Origin of the sequence: Pseudomonas sp. CP4 (genome assembly GCF_047758505.1) — a bacterium.
In the GTDB taxonomy this organism is placed as follows: domain Bacteria; phylum Pseudomonadota; class Gammaproteobacteria; order Pseudomonadales; family Pseudomonadaceae; genus Aquipseudomonas; species Aquipseudomonas fluorescens_AO.
Genome location: NZ_CP180489.1, coordinates 3917850 through 3940293 on the forward strand (window position 1 = coordinate 3917850; position 22444 = coordinate 3940293).

A 22444-nucleotide genomic window follows, 5' to 3' on the forward strand; every position below is an offset into this window, starting at 1 on the left:
GAAGCGGAACGCGGGGCGTAGCTGATGGGGAATCAGTCTAGGCAAGTATCGGGCAGTAAACCAGAGTGGTGTGCTGCCCGATAGCGTTCATCGCGGGTCAGTCGGAGGCGGGAGCTGCCGGGACCTGTATCGCGAGCTGGTCGGCCAGACGCACGAATGCGGCCAGATCCAGTTGCTCGGGACGCAGGCTGCCATCGACGCCAGCGGCTTCGATCTCGGCATTGCTGAGCAATTGCTTGAGGGTATTGCGCAAGGTTTTGCGGCGCTGGTTGAAAGCTTCGCGCACCACGCGCTCCAGCAGCTTGTGATCCTTGGCCGGGTGCGGCAGTACCGCGTGGGGCACGAGACGAACGATCGCCGAATCTACTTTCGGCGGCGGATTGAACGCGCCCGGTCCGACGTTGAACAGATGTTCTACACGGCAGTGATACTGAACCATGATCGACAGACGACCCCAATCACCGCCACCCGGGCCTGCGGCCAGACGCTCGACCACTTCTTTCTGCAACATGAAGTGCATGTCACGAATGATGCCGGCGTTGTTCAGCAGGTGAAAAATCAGCGGCGTGGAGATGTTGTAGGGCAGGTTGCCGACTACCCGCAGGCTGTTTGGCGCGGCGTTCAGCGAATTGAAGTCGAACTTCAGCGCATCGCCCTGATGCAGGTTGAAATTGCTCATGCCAGCAAACTGCTGATTGAGGATCGGAATCAGATCCTTGTCCAGTTCCACCACGTCGAGTTGCGCGCCAGAGCCAAGCAAACCTTGGGTCAGGGCACCCTGACCGGGGCCGATTTCCAGCAGGCGGTCGTCAGGCTTGGCGTGAATGGAGCGCAGAATGCGGTCGATAACGCCGGCATCGTGGAGGAAGTTCTGACCAAAGCGTTTGCGCGCCTTGTGTTGGTATTGCTCGTTCATAAACGGGTCTCGGCCATCTGGTAGGCGGTTTCCAGGGCGACTTGCAGGCTGCCGGTGTCGATCCTGCCGCTGCCGGCCAGATCCAGGGCGGTGCCATGGTCGACCGAAGTGCGGATGATCGGCAGGCCCAGCGTCACGTTGACGGCAGCGCCGAAGCCCTTGTACTTGAGCACGGGCAAGCCCTGGTCGTGATACATCGCCAGCACTGCGTCGCAGTGCTCCAGATATTTGGGGGTAAACAGAGTGTCGGCAGGCAGCGGGCCACGAAGGTCCATGCCCTCGCCGCGCAGGCGCTCTAATGTCGGTTCGATAATGTCTATTTCTTCATGGCCCAGGTGGCCACCTTCACCGGCGTGCGGGTTGAGGCCGCAGACCAGGATGCGTGGCCGGGCAATGCCGAATTTTTCTTGCAGATCGGTGTGCAGGATTCGCGTCACTCGCTCCAGCCGTTGCGGGGTGATCGCGTCGGCAATCTCCCGCAGAGGCAGATGCGTGGTGACCAGCGCCACGCGCAAACCGCGAGTGGCAAGCATCATCACTACTTGCGCGGTGTGCGTCAGATCAGCGAGGAACTCGGTGTGTCCGGAAAACGCGATGCCCGACTCGTTGATCACGCCTTTGTGCACCGGCGCGGTGATCATCCCGGCGAAGTCGCCGTTCAGGCAGCCATTGCCGGCACGGGTCAAGGTTTCGAGGACGAACGCCGCGTTGGCCTTGTCCAGTTCCCCTGCAACTACCGGTGCGCTGAGCGGAGTGTCCCAGACGTACAGGCTGTTGGTCGGCGCTGGAACATCTGGCCACTGCCCTGGCGCGACATCCAGCAGATTGACGACCAGCCCCAGTTGCGCGGCCCGCTCAAGGAGCAGGTCGCGGCTGGTAATGGCAATCAGGGGATGTGGCTGGGCTTGCGAGGCGAGCAGCAGGCACAGGTCGGGACCGATGCCGGCTGGTTCGCCGGGTGTCAGCGCGAAACGCTTGGGTTTCACTGCGCTGCCTGGTCTGCACCAGGGAGTTTTATTTCTACGTACGCTTCGTCACGGATCTGCCGCAGCCAGGTTTGCAGCTCTTCGTCGTATTTGCGGTTGCGCAGTACGGTCATGGCTTGCTGCTCACGGGCCTGTTCGGTGCTGTCGGTGGCGCGACGGCCGAGGACTTCCAGCACGTGCCAGCCGTATTGCGTCTGGAATGGCTTGGACAGCTGACCTTGTGGGGTCTTGGCCATCACCTCGCGGAATTCCGGCACGAGTACGTTCGGGTCGATCCAGTTCAGGTCGCCACCATTGAGCGCGGAACCCGGGTCTTCCGAGTAGTTCTTCGCCAGCTCGGCGAAGTCTTCGCCGGCAGTGATGCGGTCGTACAACGATTGCACCAGTGCCTTGGTCTTGGCCTCGTCGCGGATCGGGCTCGGCTTGACCAGGATGTGGCGCACATGAACCTCGTCGCGCATCTGCGCTTCGCCGCCACGTTTGCCCAGTAGCTTCAGAATGATGAAACCGCCCGGTGTACGTGCAGGTTGGGTGATGTCGCCGACGGCCATGCTGCTCAGTTCACGATCGAAAGGCGGTGGCAGTTGCGCGGCTTTACGCCAGCCCATGTCGCCGCCTTCCAGCGCATTGTCGCTGCCGGACTTGGCAACAGCCATCTGACCGAAGTCGGCGCCTTGCTTGAGCTGCTGGTAAACCTCCATGGCCTGACGCGCGGCGCTCTGAATAGCATCAGAGTTGGCGCTTTCCGGAGTCGGGATCAGGATGTTGGCCAGGTGCAGTTCTTCGGACAGCTGCATTTTGCCCAGGTCGGAGGCGAGGAAGTTTTTCACTTCCTGCTCGGAAACCTGAATACGTTCGGCCACACGACGCTGACGCACACGGCTGATGATCATCTCGCGCTTGATCTGATCACGGGCGTCGTCATAGTTCAGGCCATCGCGAGCGAGCGCAGCACGAAACTGCTCAACAGTCATGTTGTTGCGCTGAGCAATGGTGCCGACAGCTTGGTTCAGCTCTTCGTCAGTAATGCGGATGCCCGAACGTTCGCCGATCTGCAGTTGCAGGTTTTCTACGATCAAACGCTCGAGCACTTGCTGATCGAGCACGCCCGGAGGCGGCAGACCGCCACCGCGCTTGGCGATGGTCTGCTGAACTTCGTGAACGCGCTGGTCCAGTTGGCTCTGCATGACCACGTCGTTATCGACGATCGCCACCACTTTATCGATGGACTGTACGGCGGCGTTGGCTGCCGTACCCAGGAACAACGCGCCCAGCAGCACCGGGCGCAGACAATCAGAAAGCTTGGTCTTCACGTTCACGATAACCTTGAATGCCTTTGTCGAGGAAGCTCTCTACCTTGGCGCCAGTCAGGCCGCCGAGTCCCTTCAGAACAATTTGGAGGAAGACGCCATGGTCGCCTTTTTCGTTTTGCGGAGCTTCCTGGCTGAACTCGTCATAGGAAACCCAGTAACGGTTGATCAGGCGCAGTTTCCAGCAGCAGTTGTCGTATTCGAAACCACCGAAAGCTTCCAGCGTGCGATTACGGTTGTAGTCGTACTGCCAGCGGCTGATGGCATTCCACTGCGGAACGATCGGCCAGATGACCGAGAAGTCATGCTGCTGGATCTTGTAGTAGTCCTTCACGTAGCCAGGCTGCCCGGGAACGCCGTAGTCACCACCGCCCACCGACCACTGACCGGTGTTCTGGTCATAACGAATCTGATCGTTGCGATAGCGATAGCCGGCATTGATGACCTTGTTCGGGTTGTCGGCTGGCTGGTAGTGGAACATCGCACTGCCGGAGCGCGGGCTGCGGCTGTCCGGGTCCCAGTTGTAGTCGGCTGTGGCGCGCCAGTCGCGGTTCCAGCGGTATTCGTATTCAAGCGCGTATGGCGAGACACTGGATTTGGAATCTTCACGGGTTTTCGCATCGATGCCAGGCAACTGCACTTCGCGATTCTTGAAGTAATAAGCCTGGCCTACGCTGATTTTCTGACGCTCGAAACCGTTGTCTTCGATCCAGCGGCTGGTCACACCCAGTGACAGCTTGTTCTCGTCACCGACACGGTCGGCACCGGTAAAGCGGTTGTCACGGAACAGCGAGGAGTAGCTGAACGTCGTTTCGCTGGTATCGAACACCGGAATATCTTCCTGATCGACCTCAGGGACGTACAGGTAGAACAGGCGTGGTTCCAGAGTCTGGCGATAGTTCTTGCCGAAGTACGAAGTATTTCGGTCGAAGTAGAGGCCACTATCAATGCTGGCGATCGGTACGCCACGATTCTGGTTGCTGTCGAACTTGCCGTAGAGCTTCTGGTTTGCTGGCGACAGCGCATCGATCTGCGCTTTACCGGTGTTATCCAGATCAAGCTGATACTGCGTGTACTGGTACTTCAGCGATGGCTTGAGGAAGCCATACGTCCAGTTCATCGGCAGGCTGACGCCCGGCTTCAGATTCAAACGATCGCCGTTGGCGCGAGCCAGGCCAGTGATGTTGTTGTCCAGGCGCGACTCGGTTGTGATGCCGTCTTCCTGTACAAACGTGCCGCTACGCAGGTCGCGATCAAAGCGAACCAACTCGGTCTCGTAATCGAAATTCAGACCTTCCGGGTGATACGGCAGCTGACCATTGAAGGTGATCTGCGGCAGACGGCCATACGGTGTGATGTTCGAGACAGTAGCCAGTTGGTATTGCTGCGCGTTGAGGCGTGCGGTGTAGCTGTCGCCACGATAAGTGACCGAGCCCTGCTGGTTGACGAAATCGTCACTCTTGACGCCGATCTGGTCAGTTTGCAGGTCCTGGAAGTAATACGGATCGCTGATCTTGGTGTAGTCAACCTGGGTCAGCACGCGGGAGTCGAGACCGCCCTTGTGCTGCCAGTTGTACATGTAGCGAGTCTCGTTGTAGTCGGACTGGCGTTTGCGATCGTCGTTCTCGTCGTTGAGGTACGAGGCCCCGAACTGACCTTCACTCGACTTGGTCAGGTAACGGAATTCGCCTTCCACCAGCATGCCGCGCTTGCTCATGTAGCGCGGGTACAACGTGGCGTCGTAGTTCGGCGCCAGGTTGAAGTAGTACGGCGTGACCAGCATGAAGCCGGTGTCGCTGCCCGAGCCGATGGTCGGCGGCAGGAAGCCTGACTGGCGACGGTCGTCGATCGGGAAGTAGATGTACGGGGTGTACAGAATCGGGATGTCTTTGACGCGCAACGTCACGTTGGTTGCGGTACCGAAACCGGTCGCCGGGTTCAAGGTGATGTTGTTGCCCTTGAGCTGCCAGGCGTTGCTGTTCGGTTCGCACGTGGTGTACGTGCCGTCCTTCAAGCGGATGATCGCGTTTTCGGCACGCTTGGCATACAGCGCGTTACCGCGGATGCGCGATTTGTGCATCACGTATTCGGCGTTGTCGACCTTGGCTTCACCGGTGTCGAGCTGCACGTCGGCGTGGTCGCCGACGATCAGCGCACCGTTGTCGCGGATGCGCACGTTGCCGGCCAGTTCGCCACGGCTTTCGGCCTGATACAGGTTGGCCTCGTCGGCTTCGACCTGCATGCTGCCCTGACGCATGATCACGTCACCGGCAAGGCTGGCGACTTGAGTGTCCTGCTCGTAACGCGACGCTTTGGCACCGATGAAGGTCGGCGCGTCACTTTTATTCGTCTTGTCATTCATGCCAGGACGAATCGGTTCGATATAGGAACCAGAGCAGTAAGGACCGGTCTCGGCCAATTGCGCGGCAGTAAGCTTCTCGCGCGGAACCCAGTCGAGGTGACTGTAGTCTTCGCTACGGGATTTCAGGCCGCGGCCCTTGGACTCGGTGACCAGTGCGGTTTTCGCGCCGGTGTCGGCGTCGGAACCCTTGTCGGCCACAGTCTCGCCGGCGGCGCTGACGGCACTGCCGTCATGCACCGGACGCGGCGGCAATGCCGCTGCGGGCGACTTGGGCGCACAGTCCCAGCCACCCGTAGCCGAGACGGAGCAGTCATACTGCTCGGCGGCAACAACGAATTGACTGGCCAGAGGTTGCATAGCCAGCAGACTGCCGGTTACCAACAACGGAAATTTTTTACGAAACGCGGGGGATTTCAATGCCATCTTATTAGTCCGGGCTTCCTGCGTGCCATCTGCCCGCGGTGTGGGCCGCACGCCTCTCGATGGTCTGAAAAAGATGCTGGATAATAAAGCATGACCCGCTTGACGGCTAGCGCCGTCGGAGACCCTTGCAATGCCTGACCAAGATGTACGCTTGCAACACCTGAAAGTTTGGCTCGATGAGCAGTTGGCAAAGCTGTTTGCCGAACAGGGCTGGGGCACCGTGCCCCCGGCCACGTTGACTGCGGCCAGCAGCGACGCGAGTTTCCGCCGCTACTTCCGCTGGGAGGGCGATGGTCGCAGCTTCGTCGTGATGGACGCGCCGCCCCCCCAGGAAAACTGCAAACCGTTCGTGGATATCGCCTTTTTGCTGGCGAAATCCGGAATAAATGTGCCGAAAATTTATGCCGAGGACCTCGAGCGCGGTTTTCTTTTGCTCAATGACCTGGGCAACAAGACCTATCTCGACGTGATCGATGGCGAAAATGCCGACGCGTTATTCCACGATGCCCTGCAAGCGCTGTTGGCTTTTCAACAGTTGCCGATGGTTGCGCCGTTACCCAGTTACGACGTCGCCTTGTTGCGTCGCGAGCTGGAATTGTTTCCCGAGTGGTACGTCAAGCGCGAGCTGGGCATCGAGTTCGATGCGGCTCAGCAGCAACAATGGCAGCACATCAGTGAGCTGCTGATCGACAGCGCGCTCGCGCAGCCGAAAGTGCTGGTGCACCGCGACTACATGCCGCGCAACCTGATGCTCAGCGAGCCCAATCCCGGCGTGCTGGATTTCCAGGACGCGGTATACGGCCCGGTGACCTACGACGTGACTTGCCTGTTCAAGGACGCCTTCCTCAGTTGGCCTGAAGAACGCGTGCGCGGCTGGCTGGAAAGTTATTGGCAGCAAGCCTCGGCGCTGGACATCCCAGTGCAGCCCGACTTCGAAGACTTTCTGCGCGCCAGCGACCTGATGGGTGTGCAACGTCACCTGAAAGTCATCGGCATCTTCGCGCGCATCTGTCATCGCGACGGCAAGCCGCGTTATCTGGCGGACGTGCCGCGCTTCTTCGCTTATATAGAAGCAGTGATCGCGCGCCGCCCTGAACTGGCGGAGCTGCAAGCGCTGTTCAGCAGCTTGCGTGCTGGAGCGACGGCATGAAGGCAATGATTCTGGCCGCAGGCAAAGGCGAGCGCATGCGCCCGCTGACCCTGACCACGCCGAAACCGCTGGTGCGTGCCGCTGGCGTGCCGCTGATCGAGTATCACCTGCGTGCCCTCGCGGCCGCAGGTTTCAACGAAATCGTCATCAACCACGCCTGGCTCGGTCAGCAGATCGAGGATCATCTGGGTGACGGTTCGCGTTTCGGCCTGAGCATCCAGTACTCGCCGGAGGGCGAGCCGCTGGAAACCGGTGGCGGGATTTTCCGCGCGCTGCCGTTGCTCGGTGACGATGCGTTTCTGGTGGTCAACGGCGACATCTGGACCGATTACGACTTCAGCGTGCTGCACCAGCCGATCAATGGCCTGGCGCATCTGGTGCTGGCGGACAATCCGGCGCATCACCCGAACGGTGATTTCACCCTGATCGACGGCAAAGTGCAGGATGGCGAGCCTGATGCGCAGACCCTGACCTACAGCGGTATCGCCGTGCTGCATCCGCAGTTGTTCGACGGTTGCAGCGATGGCGCTTTCAAACTTGCGCCGCTGCTACGCAACGCCATGGCCAACGGTGAAGTAACGGGCGAGCGCCTGAAGGGGCATTGGGTCGATGTCGGTACCCACGAGCGCCTGGCCGAAGCCGAAGCCTTGATAGAAGCGAGTCGCTGAGATGCTGTGGCCAGGGACTCTGATTGGGGCCGGAGTGGGGTATGCGATTGCCAGCATTCCGGGGGCCATGCTTGGGGCGTTGTTGGGGCAGGCGCTGGATCGGCGCTTGCATTTGCAGAGCTGGGGACACTTACGTGAAAAGCTCGGCGGCCGGCCGATGCTGCGCAACGATGAGCTGCTGTTCGTGTTGCTCGGGCGTCTGGCCAAGAGTGACGGGCGCGTCACTGACGGGCATATCCAGCAGGCCCGCAATGAAATGCGTGCGCTGGAGATGAGCGAGCCGGCGACTCGACGGGCCATCGCGGCGTTCAATCGCGGCAAGTCCGGCAGCGATAATCTGCGCGGCTATCTGCGCCGGTTAAGTACTCAGCCCCATGCGGCCGAAGGCGTTTTGCGTGCCTGCTGGCGCATGGTCTGGGCCGATGGTCGCGCTGGTGTCAGCGAACGTGAGTTACTGGCGCAGTGGGGCAAATGGCTGGGCTGGACGCCGCAACAGGTGCAAGCGCTGGCCAGCGATTATGAACCGGGCAAGCGGCCGATCGTCAGTGCGGCGGTGAGCTATCAGGAGGCGATGAAATTGCTTGGGGTGTCGGCGAGCAGCGAGCCGGCACAGATCAAGCGCGCCTACCGGCGATTGCTTAGTCGCCATCACCCGGACAAGATCGCCGGCAGCGGCGCGACGCCGGCACAGGTGCGTGAGGCGACCGAGCGGACGCGGGAATTGCATAGCGCTTATACGTTGATTCGGGAGCGGCGGGATTTTCGCTAGGCATTGAAGATGTGACGCCTGCAATGGCCCCTTCGCGAGCAAGCTCGCTCCCACATTCGACCCGGGTCCCTCAGATAAAACACGGTTAGATGTGGGAGCGAGCTTGCTCGCGAATGGGGCGACTCGGTTATCAGTCAACAGCCTGAGGATTCAACCAGCCCCGCACCCGCCGAAACAATTGTTCCTGCTCAGCTTTCTTGTCCGGCAACACCTTCAGCGCCACCTGGCTGAACGCTGAGGTCTTCAGACGCTTGCTCGCTTGCATGCGCTCCAGCGCCGCGTTGCGATCCAGCGCTTTGTCCATATAAAAAATATCCACCGTCGGCAGCTTCAGCGTCGGCGTCAGTTCGGCGAGTGGCGGCAGGGCTTTGACCGGTGCTTGCGCGTCAACCATGACCAGTTTTTCCACCTGAGGCGTTTGTCGCTCGCTGAGAAAACGCGCCGCCCAGTAGGCGCCGGTGCCATGACCGAGCACGACAATGCTGCGCGCGCTTTGCTGTTCGGCGTGGGCAATCGCTGCGTCGATTCGCCCGAAAATGCGATCGGCATCAGCCTTGGCCTGTTCTTCGCTGGTCTCGGCGACCACCTGTTCGGCAACTTCCGCTTCACCACCAGCGGCTTGTTCGATCGGTTGCGCGGTGGTGGCGTCCTTGCTTGTGGTTTCCGGGGCTCTCGGCGCGGCGGCCGGTTCGATCACGCGCGGGGCGATAGCGTCGCCTTGCAGGTCCGGCAGGGTAATGCTCAGGCTGCTCCACTCGGCATCCGGCAATTTGCGTCGCAACGGGCCGACTGCCTGCGGCCAGTCAGCGGTTTCGCCGGCACCGGGAACGATGATCACCGCACCTTTGGGCTCGGCGCTGTTGGCCGGTTTCCACAGGGCGAGGAAGGTGTCGCTGCCAGCCTGCAGTTGTTGCTGCTCTTGCGCCGGCAGTTTACGTTGCAGTGCGGCGGCCTCTTCCTGACTACGCTCAAGCAGTGGCTGGCGCTCGGCCGGTTTTTCTTCGGCGGGTTTATCCGTGGCGGCAGGCGCCGGGTCGGCGGCTTCGACGGAAAACGCACAAGGCAGGATCAGCGACAGGCACAATGCTGGCAGTGCCAGGCGGTAGACAGAGGGCATCGGTTATTCCAGGCCAGAAAGTATCCCGGCAGCCTAATGGGTTGGTCAGAATTTGTCAGTGTATGAGACTTCAATGAAGCGATTTTGCTGCCTGTGGGTTATCGGCTGTTTGTGGTTTCCCTTGATGGGCTGGGCGGCGCCTGCGCCACCGGATCATGCCGCGCAATTGTCGCCAGAGCAGCAGCAATGGCTGGCGCAGCACAACGAATTGCGCGTCGGCCTGGTCTTGCAAGCACCCTACGCAACCTACGATCGGCGCTTGCAGCGATTGTCCGGGGCCAATGTCGAGTTGATGAAACTGCTGGCCAAAACCCTCGGCGTGGAACTGAGCTGGCGTAACTTTCAGGATATCGGGGCATTGGAAAGCGCTTTGCGCGAGGGCGAGATCGACATCGCTCCGGGCCTCAGCCAGACCCCGAGCGCGCTGCGCCTCTGGCAGTTTTCCGACCCGTACATGCGCGTGCCGCAACTGGTGGTCAGCGACGAGAAAAGCAGCGGCGCGGTCGATCTGGAAAAGCTCGACAGCCAGACCCGCGTCGCCGTGCGCATGCCGAGCAGCACCGCCGATTACCTGCGCAGCAACTATCCGCACTTGAATCTGCAAGGCGTACCGCTGGAGCGTCAGGCCTTGCAACTGCTGTTGAGTCAGCAAGCCTCCTACGCGGTGGTCGACGAAGCACAGTTGGGCCGGCTGTCGGTGGAGCCGGAATTTGCCGAACTGGTAGTGGTCGGCGATATCGGCCTGCCGCAACTGCTGCGCGTGGCCTCGCGGCGCGATTGGCCGGAACTGGCCGGCATCGTCCAGAGCGCCTTGCGCGCGATCCCGGCCAAGGATCTGGAACAATTGCACAACCAATGGCTACAGCCGAAATACCCGCGGCTGACCGAATCGCCGGGATTCTGGCAGAACCTCAGCCTGTTGTTTGCGGTGATGCTGCTCAGTTGCGCGGCGATCGTGGTCTGGCAGCGGCGCCAACAGCATAGCCTCGAACAACGCCTGCTCAGCGCCCGCGAAGACATTGCGTTGCGCGCGGCCAGTGAAGAGGCGCTGCGGCTGACACAGTTTTCCATCGACCAAAGCACCGTCGGCATTCTCTGGGTCAATTGGGACAGCCATGTGCGTTACGCCAACCGTGCGGCGGAAAACATGCTCGGCTATCCCTCGGGCGGGCTGATCGAACGGCCGCTGATCGATTTCGAGCCCGGCCTGCACATGGATCGCTGGCTCAATCTGTGGAAGCGTGCACGGGCCAGTGAAGAAGGGCCGCTGAGCTTCGAAACCAGCTGCCTGCGTGCCGATGGCAGCGTGTTGCCGGCTGACGTTTCCCTGAGCTTCCTGCGTTTTCGCGACAGTGAATATCTGGTGGTCTACCTCACCGATGTCACCGACCGTCGCCGTGCGCTCGCCGCGCTGCAGGAAAGCGAGGCGCGTTTGCAAGGCATCGCCGCCAACGTCCCGGGTCTGGTGTTCAGGCTGGAGCGGGCACCGGTCACTGGGCAGATCGACTTTGCCTACATCAGCGAAGGCAGCGAAAGTCTGGTCGGTTATGCGCCGGCAGCCATCGCCCATCGCGACATGGGCCTGCGCAGTCTGGTGCATCCCGACGACAAGGCCAGTTATCACCGCACCCAGGATCAGGCGCTGGACACCGACAGCGACTGGTCATGGCAGGGGCGCATCGTCACGCGCCAGGGCGAGCAGCGCTGGGCCGAGATCAAGGCGATCACCCGCCAACTGGAGGACGGCGCCTATGTGTGGGACGGCATCGTCTGGGACATCAGCGAAAGCAAACGCATCGAGCTGGAACTGGCGGCCTCGCGCGAGCAACTGCGTGAACTGTCGGCGCACCTGGAGAGCGTGCGCGAAGAAGAGAAGGCACGCATCGCCCGCGAAGTTCATGATGAGTTGGGACAAATGCTCACCGTGCTGAAACTGGAGACGTCGATGTGCGAACTGGCCTACGCGCAACTCGACCCGGGTCTCAACGAGCGGCTCAACAGCATGAAACGCCTGATCGCGCAGTTGTTTCAGCTGGTGCGCGATGTGGCGACGGCGTTGCGCCCGCCGATTCTCGATGCCGGGATTGCCTCGGCGATCGAGTGGCAGGCACGGCGCTTCGAGGCGCGCACGCAGATACCGTGTCTGGTGCAGGTGCCGGATAACCTGCCGGCGCTCAGCGACGCCAAGGCGGTGGGGCTGTTCCGGATTTTGCAGGAAGCGCTGACCAACGTGATGCGCCATGCTCAGGCGCATACGGTGGAATTGACGCTGGCGCTTGCGGGCGATGAATTGTGTCTGACCGTCAGCGATGATGGCGTAGGATTTGTCGCCGCCGAGGGTCGGCCGACGTCGTTTGGTCTGGTCGGCATGCGTGAGCGAGTGTTGATCATGGGCGGGCGGCTGGAGCTGGTGAGTGAGCCGGGGGAGGGCACCAGTCTGGTGGTGCGAGTGCCGGTGCGTGAGGTCTGAAAGTCTGTGGTGTTTGGGCTGACGCTATCGCGAGCAGGCTCACTCCTACAGGGATTGGTGTGTACCTGAAATCTGGAGAAGAACGTGATCCGTGTACTGGTAGCCGAAGACCACACCATCGTCCGTGAAGGCATCAAGCAATTGATCGGCCTGGCCAAGGATCTGCAAGTGGTGGGGGAGGCGAGCAATGGTGAGCAACTGCTGGAGACTCTGCGCAGCGTGCCTTGCGAGGTGGTGTTGCTGGACATCTCCATGCCCGGCGTCAATGGCCTGGAAGCGATCCCGCGTATCCGGGCGCTGAACAATCCGCCGGCGATTCTGGTGCTGTCGATGCACGACGAAGCGCAAATGGCCGCGCGAGCCTTGAAGGTCGGCGCGGCCGGGTATGCGACCAAGGACAGCGACCCGGCGCTGCTGCTCACGGCGATCCGCAAAGTCGCGGCGGGCGGGCGCTACATCGACCCGGAACTGGCCGATCGCATGGTCTTCGAAGTCGGCCTGACCGATACCCGGCCGCTGCATTCGCTGCTGTCGGAACGCGAATTCTCGGTGTTCGAGCGCCTGGCCCAAGGCGCCAACGTCAACGACATCGCCCAGCAATTGGCCTTGAGCAGCAAGACCATCAGCACGCACAAGGCGCGGCTGATGCAGAAGCTCAACATCACCTCGCTGGCCGAGCTGGTGAAATATGCGATGGAGCACAAACTCCTCTAAAAATCACCGCGGTCAAAACTGTGGGAGCGGGCTTGCTCGCGAAAGCGGTGTACCAGTCGCCGAATGAGTTGAATGACCCACCGCATTCGCGAGCAAGCCCGCTCCCACAAGGGATGTGCTTTGAGGCTGGCATCTTGGGCATATCTGTTAGCGACAAACGCTTTTGCCTGTTCTTGCCGCTTGCAGCTTGCCCCTTGCCGCTGCGTTTGCCCAAACGCGCCATCCTTGTAGGGCAATCCCTACCCCCAGCCTTCCATTACGCTTAAGCGATTCTCTCCTGCGCCCCGATTTGCGTGGCCGCCGCCAGCCACTAGGCTTGATGAACAAGCAGTCATCAACAACAAAGGTGTGGGTATGAGCCAGGTCGATACAAACGCAGGGACCGGTGATGTGCTGGTCAGCTTTCGTGGTGTGCAGAAGAGCTACGACGGCGAGAACCTGATCGTCAAAGACCTCAACCTGGACATTCGCAAAGGCGAATTCCTCACCCTGCTCGGGCCGTCCGGTTCGGGCAAGACCACCAGCCTGATGATGCTCGCCGGATTCGAGACGCCGACCGCCGGCGAGATTCTGCTGGCCGGGCGTTCGATCAACAACGTGCCGCCGCACAAGCGCGACATCGGCATGGTGTTCCAGAATTACGCGCTGTTCCCGCACATGACCGTTGCCGAAAACCTCGCTTTTCCGCTGTCCGTGCGTGGCCTGAACAAAAGCGACGTCAGCGAGCGGGTGAAGAAAGTCCTCAGCATGGTTCAGCTCGATGCCTTCGCCTCGCGTTATCCGGCGCAGCTGTCCGGTGGTCAGCAGCAGCGTGTGGCACTGGCACGCGCGCTGGTGTTCGAGCCGCAACTGGTGTTGATGGACGAGCCGCTCGGCGCACTCGACAAACAACTGCGTGAACACATGCAGATGGAGATCAAGCACCTGCACCAGCGCCTCGGCGTGACCGTCGTCTACGTGACTCACGACCAAGGCGAAGCGCTGACCATGTCCGATCGCGTTGCCGTGTTCCATCAGGGCGAGATCCAGCAGATCGCGCCGCCGCGCACGCTTTACGAAGAGCCGAAAAACACCTTTGTCGCCAACTTCATCGGCGAGAACAACCGTCTCAACGGCCGCCTGCTCAGCCAGAGCGGCGAGCGTTGCGTGGTCGAACTGGGCCGTGGCGAAAAGGTCGAGGCGCTGGCGGTCAACGTCGGCCAGACCGGCGAGCCAGTGACCCTGTCGATCCGTCCGGAGCGCGTCAGTCTCAACGGTTCGAGCGATCAATGCGTCAACCGCTTCTCAGGGAGGGTGGCGGAATTCATCTATCTGGGCGACCACGTCCGGGTGCGCCTGGAAGTCTGCGGCAAGACCGACTTCTTCGTGAAGCAACCGATTGCCGAGCTCGATCCCGCGCTCGCTGTCGGCGACGTGGTTCCGCTTGGCTGGCAGGTCGAGCACGTTCGCGCGCTTGATCCGCTTTTAGAGGCGCACTAAGCGCCCCGGCAATACCAACACCAACCCTGCACGTGGAGAGAACAATAAATGTTGAGATCCCTGAAGTTCACCGCCCTGACTCTGGGCCTGATGGGTGCGACCGGCGCAATGGCCGCCGGCCCGGACTTGACCGTGGTGTCGTTTGGCGGGGCGAACAAGGCGGCGCAAGTCAAAGCCTTCTATGCACCGTGGGAAGCGGCGGGTAATGGCAAGATCGTTGCCGGCGAATACAACGGCGAGATGGCCAAGGTCAAAGCCATGGTCGACACCAAGAGCGTGTCGTGGGATCTGGTCGAAGTTGAATCGCCAGAGCTGTCCCGTGGCTGCGACGAAGACATGTTCGAGCAGCTCGATCCTGCGCTGTTCGGCAAGACCGAAGACTACGTCAAAGGCGCCATTCAGCCGTGCGGCGTAGGTTTCTTCGTCTGGTCGACCGTGCTGGCTTACAACGCCGACAAGCTGAAAACCGCACCGACCAGTTGGGCGGATTTCTGGGACACGAAGAAATTCCCGGGCAAGCGCGGCCTGCGCAAAGGCGCCAAGTACACCCTCGAATTCGCCTTGATGGCCGACGGCGTGGCGCCGAAAGACGTCTACAAGGAGCTGGCGAGCAAGGGCGGTCAGGATCGCGCGTTCAAGAAACTCGACGAGCTGAAACCGAGCATCCAGTGGTGGGAAGCCGGCGCGCAACCGCCGCAATACCTCGCTTCCGGTGACGTGGTCATGAGTTCGGCCTACAACGGTCGCATCGCTGCGGTGCAGAAAGAATCCAACCTGAAAGTCGTGTGGAACGGCGGCATCTACGACTTCGACGCCTGGGCGATCCCGAAAGGCCTGGACGCCAAGCGCGCGGACGCGGCGAAGAAATTCATCGCCTTCTCCGTGCAGCCGCAGCAGCAGAAGACCTACTCGGAAAACATCGCCTACGGCCCGGCCAACACCCAGGCTGTGCCGCTGCTGGCCAAGGATGTCCTGAAGGACATGCCAACCACCCCGGAAAACATCGCCAACCAGGTGCAGATCGACGTCAGCTTCTGGGCTGACAACGGCGAGCAACTGGAGCAGCGCTTCAATTCCTGGGCGGCGAAATAACCACTGTTTTACCTGTATGGAGATGGCAAGGGCGCTTTTGTGGCGAGGGGATTTATCCCCGTTGGGTTGCGAAGCAGCCCCGAAGCCATACCCGCTCGGTGGGTCAGGTAAACCGCATTCTCAGGTTTTACGACTGCTGCGCAGCCGAACGGGGATAAATCCCCTCGCCACAAAGGTTCGCTGCCACAGGAGGACTCGCTCCCACAGGTAGCAGTGTTCCAACACAACAGAGGTGGTTCGCCACCTCTGTAACGATCAAAGATTTGCGGAGTACGTCATGGCCATCGCCGTTCCCCTGAACGAGGGCGCCAGCCCCACCTTGAAGCAGAAGCTCAAGCGCGCCGAGCGGGTCAACCGCTGGAAAGCCCAGGCGCTGATTGCGCCGCTGGTGCTGTTTCTGTTGCTGGTGTTTCTGGTGCCGATCGTGGCGCTGCTCTACAAAAGCGTCGGCAACCCGGAAGTGGTTGGCGGCATGCCGCGCACTGTCACCGCCATCGCCAGTTGGGACGGCCGTGGTCTGCCCGCCGAGCCGGTGTACAAGGCGGCCAGCGAAGACCTCGCCGAAGCCCGTAAAAACCAGACGCTGGGCGATCTGTCCAAGCGCTTGAATATGGAGTTGGCCGGCTACCGCAGCCTGCTGACCAAAACCGCCCGGGCGCTGCCGTTCGCCAACGAACCGGCTTCTTATAAGGAAGCGCTGGAAGCGCTCGACGAACGCTGGGGCGATCCGGCTTATTGGCAAGCGGTGAAACGCAACACCAGCAGCATCACTCCGTATTACCTGCTGGCGGCGGTCGATCACCGCATCGATGACCTCGGCGAACTGGCTCCGGCCACCCCGGATCAGGCGATCTACCTCGACATTTTCGCCCGCACCTTCTGGATGGGCCTGGTCATCACCGTGATCTGCCTGTTGCTCGCCTATCCATTGGCTTATCTGCTGGCGAATCTGCCTTCGCGCCAAAGCAACCTGCTGATGATCCTGGTGCTGCTGCCGTTCTGGACTTCGATTCTGGTGCGCGTCGCCGCGTGGATCGTGCTGCTGCAATCCGGCGGCCTGATCAACAGTGCGCTGCTGGCCATGGGCATCATCGATAAACCGCTGGAACTGGTGTTCAACCGCACCGGCGTTTACATCTCGATGGTGCACATCCTGCTGCCGTTCATGATTCTGCCGATCTACAGCGTGATGAAAGGCATCTCGCCGACCTACATGCGCGCGGCGATTTCCCTCGGTTGCCATCCGTTCGCCAGCTTCTGGCGGGTGTACTTCCCGCAGACCTATGCTGGTGTCGGCGCCGGCTGCCTGTTGGTGTTCATCCTCGCCATCGGCTACTACATCACCCCGGCGCTGCTCGGCAGCCCGAACGACCAAATGGTCAGCTACTTCGTCGCCTTCTACACCAACACCAGCATCAACTGGGGCATGGCCACCGCGCTCGGCGGGCTGCTGTTGCTGGCGACCGTGGTGCTTTATCTGATCTACAGCTGGCTGGTCGGCGCCAGTCGCCTGCGCCTGAGCTAAGGGGAATTTGCGATGCTGAGTCCTTACATGTCGCCCATCGAACGGGTGTGGTTCTACAGCCTGCGGATTCTCTGCGGCCTGATCCTGTTGTTTCTGATCCTGCCGGTGCTGGTGATTATTCCGCTGTCGTTCAACTCGGGGAGTTTTCTGGTCTATCCGCTGCAGGGTTTCTCGCTGCAGTGGTACCACGACTTCTTCGCCTCGGCGGAATGGATGCGCGCACTGAAAAACAGCATCATCGTCGCCCCGGCGGCAACGGTGCTGGCGATGATCTTCGGCACGCTGGCGGCGATCGGCCTGACCCGTGGCGACTTCCCCGGCAAGTCGCTGGTGATGGCGCTGGTGATCTCGCCGATGGTGGTGCCGGTGGTGATCATCGGCGTGGCGAGTTATCTGTTCTTCGCGCCGTTGGGACTGGGCAACAGCTTCTTTTCGCTGATTGTCGTGCACGCGGTGCTGGGCGTGCCGTTTGTGATCATCACGGTTTCGGCGACGTTGCAGGGTTTCAATCACAATCTGGTGCGTGCCGCTGCGAGTCTCGGGGCTTCACCGCTGACGGCGTTCCGCCGGGTGACCTTGCCGCTGATTGCGCCGGGGGTGATTTCCGGGGCGCTGTTTGCCTTTGCGACGTCGTTCGATGAAGTGGTCGTAACGCTGTTTCTTGCCGGGCCCGAGCAGGCGACATTGCCTCGGCAGATGTTCAGCGGCATTCGCGAGAACCTCAGCCCTACGATTGCCGCTGCGGCGACGTTGCTGATTGCTTTCTCCGTCATCCTGCTTCTGACCCTTGAATGGCTGCGCGGGCGTAGCGAGAAACTGCGTACCGCGCAGGTCTGACACCAGCCCCTCTGCCGGAACCGAATCGTCCTCTGCAGGAGCTGCCGAAGGCTGCGATCTTTTGATTTTGCTTTTAGATCAAGATCAAAAGATCGCAGCCTTCGGCAGCTCCTACAGTTTATCCGTTGGTCATTCATGACCTGAATAGCAGACAACCCCAAATCCCCAGCTAATCTTGTGCCCAGCTCCCACATCTATAAGAGGCTGCGCACCATGAGTCTGTCCCAGTTCAAAATCGCTCACAAACTGATCACCGGCGCCGCAGCCATCGAGCAACTGGCCGCCGAGCTCACGCGCCTTGATGTCGACAACCCGCTGATCGTCACCGACGCGGCGCTGGTCAAGTCCGGGACCGTCGAGCTGGCGCTGGTGCAACTCGGCGGGCGCGAGTACGAGATTTTCGACCGTGTGCTGCCCGATCCGGAAATCGCCATCGTCGAAGACTGCATGCGCGCCTATCGCGAGGGCGGGCATGACGGTTTGATCGGCCTTGGCGGAGGCAGCGCCATCGACATTGCCAAGAGTGTCGCCGCCTACGCCGGTTACCACGGCGCGCTGGAAGATCTGTTCGGCGTCGATCAGGTGCCGCGCAAAGGCCCGCCGCTGATTGCCATTCCGACCACCGCCGGCACTGGCTCTGAAGTCACCAACGTGGCGATCCTCTCGGACAAGGTCGCGCAGTTGAAGAAAGGCATCGTCAGCGACTATCTGCTGCCGGACGTGGCGCTGGTCAGTCCGCAAATGACCCTGACCTGTCCGCGCAGCGTCACCGCCGCCAGTGGTGTCGATGCACTGGTGCACGCCATTGAATCCTATCTGTCGGTGAATGCCTCGCCGATCACCGACTCCCTCGCCATTGGCGCGATCAAGTTGATCGCCAGCGCCTTGCCCAAGGCCTACGCCAACGGTGCCAACCTGCAAGCGCGCGAAGACATGGCCACCGCCAGCCTGATGGCCGGCATGGCGTTCGGCAATGCCGGCGTTGGTGCGGTGCATGCGCTGGCGTATCCGTTGGGCGGGCGCTTCAACATTGCCCACGGCGTCAGCAACGCCTTGCTGCTGCCCTATGTGATGACCTGGAACAAAATGGCCTGCGTCGAACGCATGCAGGATATTGCCGAAGCCATGGGCGTGAAGACCGCTCATCTGAGCGTCAGCGAAGCAGCGGACAAAGCCGTGCAGGCCATGACCGACCTGTGCGCGGCGGTGGAAATCCCTGCCGGGCTGCGCAGTTTCGGCGTGCCGGAGGAAGCGATCCCGGCGATGGCCGTGGAGGCCGCCGGCATCGAGCGGCTGATGCGCAACAATCCGCGCAAACTCAGCGCCGGCGATATCGAGAAGATCTACCGCGCGGCTTACTGAGGCGCGGTCGCTGAGGGCTCATGGCACAACCCAATCATCGCGGTCCCGGTGCGCGCGTGGAAACTTGAGGTATACAATGCGCGCCATCGTGATTTAGCTCAGCACAGGTGCGTCATGCAGCCCTTCGTAATTGCTCCGTCGATCCTCTCCGCCGACTTCGCCCGCCTCGGCGAGGAAGTGGACAACGTTCTCGCCGCCGGCGCCGACTTCGTCCACTTCGATGTCATGGACAACCACTACGTACCGAACCTGACGATCGGCCCGATGGTCTGCGCGGCGCTGCGCAAGTACGGCGTCACCGCGCCGATCGACGCGCACCTGATGGTCAGCCCGGTGGACCGCATCGTCGGCGACTTCATTGAAGCCGGCGCGACCTACATCACCTTCCACCCCGAAGCTACTTTGCACGTCGATCGCTCGCTGCAGCTGATCCGTGAAGGCGGCTGCAAGTCCGGCCTGGTGTTCAATCCGGCGACTCCGCTGGACGTGCTCAAGTACGTGATCGACAAGGTCGACATGGTCCTGCTGATGAGCGTCAACCCGGGCTTCGGCGGGCAGAAGTTCATTCCCGGCACCCTCGGCAAGCTGCGTGAAGCGCGCGCCATCATCGATGCCTCGGGCCGCGACATCCGTCTGGAAATCGACGGCGGCGTCAATGTCAACAATATCCGCGAAATCGCCGCTGCCGGCGCTGACACCTTCGTCGCCGGTTCGGCCATTTTCAACGCGCCGAACTATCAGGAAGTCATCGACAAGATGCGTTCCGAACTGGCACTGGCACGCCCATGAGCGGTTTTGAGCAGTTGTTCCCGGGGCAACTGCCACGGTTGGTGATGTTCGATCTGGATGGCACGCTGATCGATTCGGTTCCCGACCTGGCGGCGGCGGTGGACACCATGCTGCTCTCCCTCGGCCGTCCGCCGGCGGGCATCGAAGCAGTGCGCGAATGGGTCGGCAATGGCGCGCCGGTGCTGGTGCGTCGGGCCTTGGCCGGTGGCATCGATCATTCGGCTGTGGATGACGCTGAAGCCGAGCGCGCATTGGAGATTTTCATGGAGGCGTACGGCGCCAGCCATGAGCTGACCGTGGTCTATCCCGGTGTGCGCGACACGCTCAAGTGGCTGCACAAGCAAGGCGTGGCCATGGCGCTGATCACCAACAAGCCCGAGCGCTTCGTCGCGCCGCTGCTCGATCAGATGAAGATCGGTCGCTACTTCAAGTGGATCATCGGCGGCGATACCCTGCCGCAGAAGAAGCCTGACCCGGCAGCACTGTTTTTCGTGATGAAAATGGCCAATATTCCGGCCTCGCAATCGTTGTTCGTCGGCGACTCGCGCAGCGATGTGCAAGCGGCGAAAGCGGCGGGGGTCAAATGTGTGGCGCTCAGTTATGGCTACAACCATGGCCGGCCGATTGCCGAGGAATCGCCGGCGCTGGTGATCGACGATTTGCGCAAACTAATTCCCGGTTGCCTGGATCTGGCCGGTGGGATAACGTTGCCCGACGCTGTTCAACCCCCTTCTGGAAACGCCATCGTGGTGGTCACCCGCAAACTCTGGATGAAAGTCATCAAGGCCCTGGCCCGTTGGCGTTGGCGCGCCTGACTGATTCTGGCCGGCCCTGCCGGCGCGTTTGCATACCTGACTGATTGCACCTCACACCACGAGGCACCTTATGAATCGCGAAGAATTCCTGCGTCTGGCCGCTGACGGCTATAACCGCATCCCGCTGGCCTGCGAAACCCTGGCCGACTTCGACACGCCGCTGTCGATCTACCTGAAACTGGCCGACCAGCCCAACTCCTACCTGCTCGAATCGGTGCAGGGCGGCGAGAAATGGGGCCGTTACTCGATCATCGGCCTGCCGTGCCGCACTGTGCTGCGGGTGCACGACCATCACGTCAGCATCAGCGTGGATGGCGTCGAGACCGAGAGCCACGAGGTTGAAGACCCGCTGGCGTTCGTCGAAACCTTCAAGGCGCGCTTCAACGTGCCGACCATCGCCGGCCTGCCGCGCTTCAACGGTGGTCTGGTCGGCTACTTCGGTTACGACTGTGTACGTTATGTAGAGAAGCGTCTGGGCAAATGCCCGAACCCGGATCCGCTGGGCGTGCCGGACATTCTGCTGATGGTCTCCGACGCTGTCGTGGTATTCGACAATCTGGCCGGCAAGATGCACGCGATCGTCCTCGCCGACCCGGCGCAGGCCGATGCCTTCGAACAAGGCCAGGCGCGGTTGCAGGAACTGCTCGAGCAACTGCGTCAGCCGATCACCCCGCGTCGTGGCCTGGATTTCAGCAAACAGCAAGCGGCCGATCCGGTGTTTCGTTCCAGTTTCACTCAGGACGATTACGAAAAAGCCGTCGACACCATCAAGGAATACATCCTTGCCGGCGACTGCATGCAAGTGGTGCCGTCGCAGCGTATGTCGATCGACTTCAAGGCTGCGCCGATCGATCTGTACCGCGCGCTGCGGTGCTTCAACCCGACGCCGTACATGTACTTCTTTAACTTCGGCGATTTCCACGTCGTCGGCAGTTCGCCGGAAGTGCTGGTGCGTGTTGAAGACAATTTGATCACCGTGCGCCCGATCGCCGGCACTCGCCCACGCGGCGCCACCGAAGAAGCCGATGTGGCGCTGGAGCAGGATCTGCTCTCGGATGACAAGGAGATCGCCGAGCACTTGATGCTGATCGATCTGGGCCGCAACGATACCGGGCGAGTCTCGGAAATCGGTTCGGTGAAGCTCACCGAGAAAATGGTCATCGAGCGTTATTCCAATGTGATGCACATCGTCTCCAACGTCACCGGCCAGTTGAAAGAAGGACTGACCGCGATGGACGCACTGCGGGCGATTCTGCCAGCGGGCACCTTGTCGGGCGCGCCGAAGATTCGTGCGATGGAAATCATCGATGAACTGGAGCCGGTCAAGCGTGGCGTGTACGGCGGTGCGGTCGGTTACTTCGCCTGGAACGGCAACATGGACACCGCGATTGCCATTCGCACGGCGGTGATCAAGAACGGTGAATTGCACGTGCAGGCCGGCGGCGGCATCGTCGCCGACTCGGTGCCGGCGCTGGAATGGGAAGAAACCCTGAACAAACGCCGCGCGATGTTCCGCGCCGTGGCGTTGGCCGAGCAGACCCCGGACGCCTGATCCACGCAATTTCCCATGTGGGAGCAAGTCTGCTCGCGAAGATGGGATGTCAGTCACCGTTGATATTGACTGACCCAGCGCTTTCGCGAGCAGGCTCGCTCCCACATT

General features: G+C 61.1%; 18 protein-coding genes. 13 read left to right on the plus strand and 5 right to left on the minus strand.

Going from position 1 to position 22444, the window contains the following annotated elements:
* Window positions 1-97: 97 nt before the first annotated feature.
* Genes rsmA through ACMYUN_RS17495 form a run of 4 tightly spaced genes read right to left on the minus strand, consistent with a single transcriptional unit; the run spans window position 98 to window position 5997 of the window.
* Entirely contained in the window at window positions 98-916 is an 819-nt protein-coding gene (rsmA, locus tag ACMYUN_RS17480) for a 16S rRNA (adenine(1518)-N(6)/adenine(1519)-N(6))-dimethyltransferase RsmA (protein ID WP_415761253.1), read from the minus strand.
* On the minus strand, window positions 913-1902 hold the full coding sequence (gene pdxA / locus ACMYUN_RS17485; RefSeq protein WP_310403634.1) for a 4-hydroxythreonine-4-phosphate dehydrogenase PdxA: 990 nt from the start codon (window positions 1900-1902) through the stop codon (window positions 913-915). Before pdxA ends, rsmA begins: the two co-directional genes overlap by 4 nt.
* A complete protein-coding gene (gene surA, locus ACMYUN_RS17490; protein ID WP_200890450.1) occupies window positions 1899-3221 on the minus strand; it encodes a peptidylprolyl isomerase SurA in 1323 nt (440 codons plus the stop codon). The genes pdxA and surA overlap by 4 nt, the downstream gene beginning before the upstream one ends.
* The gene (locus ACMYUN_RS17495) at window positions 3196-5997 is read right to left on the minus strand and encodes an LPS-assembly protein LptD (protein ID WP_415761255.1); all 2802 of its coding nucleotides are present in this window, start codon (window positions 5995-5997) and stop codon (window positions 3196-3198) included. The genes surA and ACMYUN_RS17495 overlap by 26 nt, the downstream gene beginning before the upstream one ends.
* 130 nt (window positions 5998-6127) lie before the next feature.
* On the opposite strand from ACMYUN_RS17495, the gene ACMYUN_RS17500 reads away from it, so the two are divergent.
* From ACMYUN_RS17500 to ACMYUN_RS17510, 3 genes are read left to right on the plus strand one after another with little or no spacing between them, the layout of a single operon-like run.
* A complete protein-coding gene (locus ACMYUN_RS17500) occupies window positions 6128-7147 on the plus strand; it encodes an aminoglycoside phosphotransferase family protein (protein WP_129997726.1) in 1020 nt (339 codons plus the stop codon).
* On the plus strand, window positions 7144-7815 hold the full coding sequence (gene murU, locus ACMYUN_RS17505; protein ID WP_415761256.1) for an N-acetylmuramate alpha-1-phosphate uridylyltransferase MurU: 672 nt from the start codon (window positions 7144-7146) through the stop codon (window positions 7813-7815). Before ACMYUN_RS17500 ends, murU begins: the two co-directional genes overlap by 4 nt.
* Window position 7816: 1 nt before the next feature.
* Window positions 7817-8584 (plus strand): TerB family tellurite resistance protein, encoded by a 768-nt coding sequence (locus ACMYUN_RS17510; protein ID WP_039757727.1) that lies wholly within the window; start codon window positions 7817-7819, stop codon window positions 8582-8584.
* Between the two features lie 130 nt (window positions 8585-8714).
* Here ACMYUN_RS17510 and ACMYUN_RS17515 read toward each other — a convergent pair whose 3' ends face one another.
* Complete coding sequence (locus ACMYUN_RS17515; protein ID WP_415761257.1) at window positions 8715-9701, minus strand: alpha/beta hydrolase family protein; 987 nt, start codon at window positions 9699-9701, stop codon at window positions 8715-8717.
* 73 nt (window positions 9702-9774) lie between these two features.
* Here ACMYUN_RS17515 and ACMYUN_RS17520 point away from each other — a divergent pair, with 73 nt between their 5' ends.
* The 10 genes from ACMYUN_RS17520 (at window position 9775) to trpE (ending at window position 22336) form a co-directional block, all read left to right on the plus strand.
* Window positions 9775-12171 carry a PAS domain S-box protein gene (locus tag ACMYUN_RS17520; RefSeq protein WP_415761258.1) on the plus strand — a complete coding sequence of 799 codons (2397 nt, stop codon included), beginning with the start codon at window positions 9775-9777 and terminating at the stop codon, window positions 12169-12171.
* Window positions 12172-12255: 84 nt separating this feature from the next.
* Window positions 12256-12885, plus strand: a complete 630-nt coding sequence (locus ACMYUN_RS17525; protein WP_003228820.1) for a response regulator transcription factor — start codon at window positions 12256-12258, stop codon at window positions 12883-12885.
* A 354-nt stretch (window positions 12886-13239) separates the two neighbouring features.
* Entirely contained in the window at window positions 13240-14364 is a 1125-nt protein-coding gene (locus ACMYUN_RS17530) for an ABC transporter ATP-binding protein (RefSeq protein ID WP_039757731.1), read from the plus strand.
* Window positions 14365-14412: 48 nt separating this feature from the next.
* Window positions 14413-15456 (plus strand): ABC transporter substrate-binding protein, encoded by a 1044-nt coding sequence (locus ACMYUN_RS17535; RefSeq protein WP_415761259.1) that lies wholly within the window; start codon window positions 14413-14415, stop codon window positions 15454-15456.
* Between the two features lie 277 nt (window positions 15457-15733).
* Window positions 15734-16981, plus strand: coding sequence for an ABC transporter permease (locus ACMYUN_RS17540; RefSeq protein WP_415761261.1), 1248 nt, complete (start codon window positions 15734-15736; stop codon window positions 16979-16981).
* A gap of 12 nt (window positions 16982-16993) precedes the next feature.
* Entirely contained in the window at window positions 16994-17818 is an 825-nt protein-coding gene (locus ACMYUN_RS17545) for an ABC transporter permease (RefSeq protein ID WP_016772909.1), read from the plus strand.
* 213 nt (window positions 17819-18031) lie between these two features.
* The gene (locus ACMYUN_RS17550; RefSeq protein WP_039757733.1) at window positions 18032-19180 is read left to right on the plus strand and encodes an iron-containing alcohol dehydrogenase; all 1149 of its coding nucleotides are present in this window, start codon (window positions 18032-18034) and stop codon (window positions 19178-19180) included.
* A 114-nt stretch (window positions 19181-19294) separates the two neighbouring features.
* Window positions 19295-19969: a ribulose-phosphate 3-epimerase gene (gene rpe, locus ACMYUN_RS17555; RefSeq protein WP_415761262.1), complete on the plus strand. Its 675-nt coding sequence runs from the start codon at window positions 19295-19297 to the stop codon at window positions 19967-19969.
* On the plus strand, window positions 19966-20784 hold the full coding sequence (locus ACMYUN_RS17560) for a phosphoglycolate phosphatase (protein ID WP_041476686.1): 819 nt from the start codon (window positions 19966-19968) through the stop codon (window positions 20782-20784). Before rpe ends, ACMYUN_RS17560 begins: the two co-directional genes overlap by 4 nt.
* A gap of 70 nt (window positions 20785-20854) precedes the next feature.
* On the plus strand, window positions 20855-22336 hold the full coding sequence (trpE, locus tag ACMYUN_RS17565; protein ID WP_415761263.1) for an anthranilate synthase component I: 1482 nt from the start codon (window positions 20855-20857) through the stop codon (window positions 22334-22336).
* The last annotated feature ends 108 nt before the right edge of the window (window positions 22337-22444 follow it).

Bases quoted from the DNA above. Each gene is read 5' to 3' on its own strand.
- rsmA (WP_415761253.1), bottom strand. From the start codon at position 916: ATGAACGAGCAATACCAACACAAGGCGCGCAAACGCTTTGGTCAGAAC.
- ACMYUN_RS17495 (WP_415761255.1), bottom strand. From the start codon at position 5,997: ATGGCATTGAAATCCCCCGCGTTTCGTAAAAAATTTCCGTTGTTGGTA.
- ACMYUN_RS17500 (WP_129997726.1), top strand. From the start codon at position 6,128: ATGCCTGACCAAGATGTACGCTTGCAACACCTGAAAGTTTGGCTCGAT.
- murU (WP_415761256.1), top strand. From the start codon at position 7,144: ATGAAGGCAATGATTCTGGCCGCAGGCAAAGGCGAGCGCATGCGCCCG.
- ACMYUN_RS17510 (WP_039757727.1), top strand. From the start codon at position 7,817: ATGCTGTGGCCAGGGACTCTGATTGGGGCCGGAGTGGGGTATGCGATT.
- ACMYUN_RS17515 (WP_415761257.1), bottom strand. From the start codon at position 9,701: ATGCCCTCTGTCTACCGCCTGGCACTGCCAGCATTGTGCCTGTCGCTG.
- ACMYUN_RS17520 (WP_415761258.1), top strand. From the start codon at position 9,775: ATGAAGCGATTTTGCTGCCTGTGGGTTATCGGCTGTTTGTGGTTTCCC.
- ACMYUN_RS17530 (WP_039757731.1), top strand. From the start codon at position 13,240: ATGAGCCAGGTCGATACAAACGCAGGGACCGGTGATGTGCTGGTCAGC.
- ACMYUN_RS17535 (WP_415761259.1), top strand. From the start codon at position 14,413: ATGTTGAGATCCCTGAAGTTCACCGCCCTGACTCTGGGCCTGATGGGT.
- ACMYUN_RS17540 (WP_415761261.1), top strand. From the start codon at position 15,734: ATGGCCATCGCCGTTCCCCTGAACGAGGGCGCCAGCCCCACCTTGAAG.
- ACMYUN_RS17545 (WP_016772909.1), top strand. From the start codon at position 16,994: ATGCTGAGTCCTTACATGTCGCCCATCGAACGGGTGTGGTTCTACAGC.
- ACMYUN_RS17550 (WP_039757733.1), top strand. From the start codon at position 18,032: ATGAGTCTGTCCCAGTTCAAAATCGCTCACAAACTGATCACCGGCGCC.
- rpe (WP_415761262.1), top strand. From the start codon at position 19,295: ATGCAGCCCTTCGTAATTGCTCCGTCGATCCTCTCCGCCGACTTCGCC.
- ACMYUN_RS17560 (WP_041476686.1), top strand. From the start codon at position 19,966: ATGAGCGGTTTTGAGCAGTTGTTCCCGGGGCAACTGCCACGGTTGGTG.
- trpE (WP_415761263.1), top strand. From the start codon at position 20,855: ATGAATCGCGAAGAATTCCTGCGTCTGGCCGCTGACGGCTATAACCGC.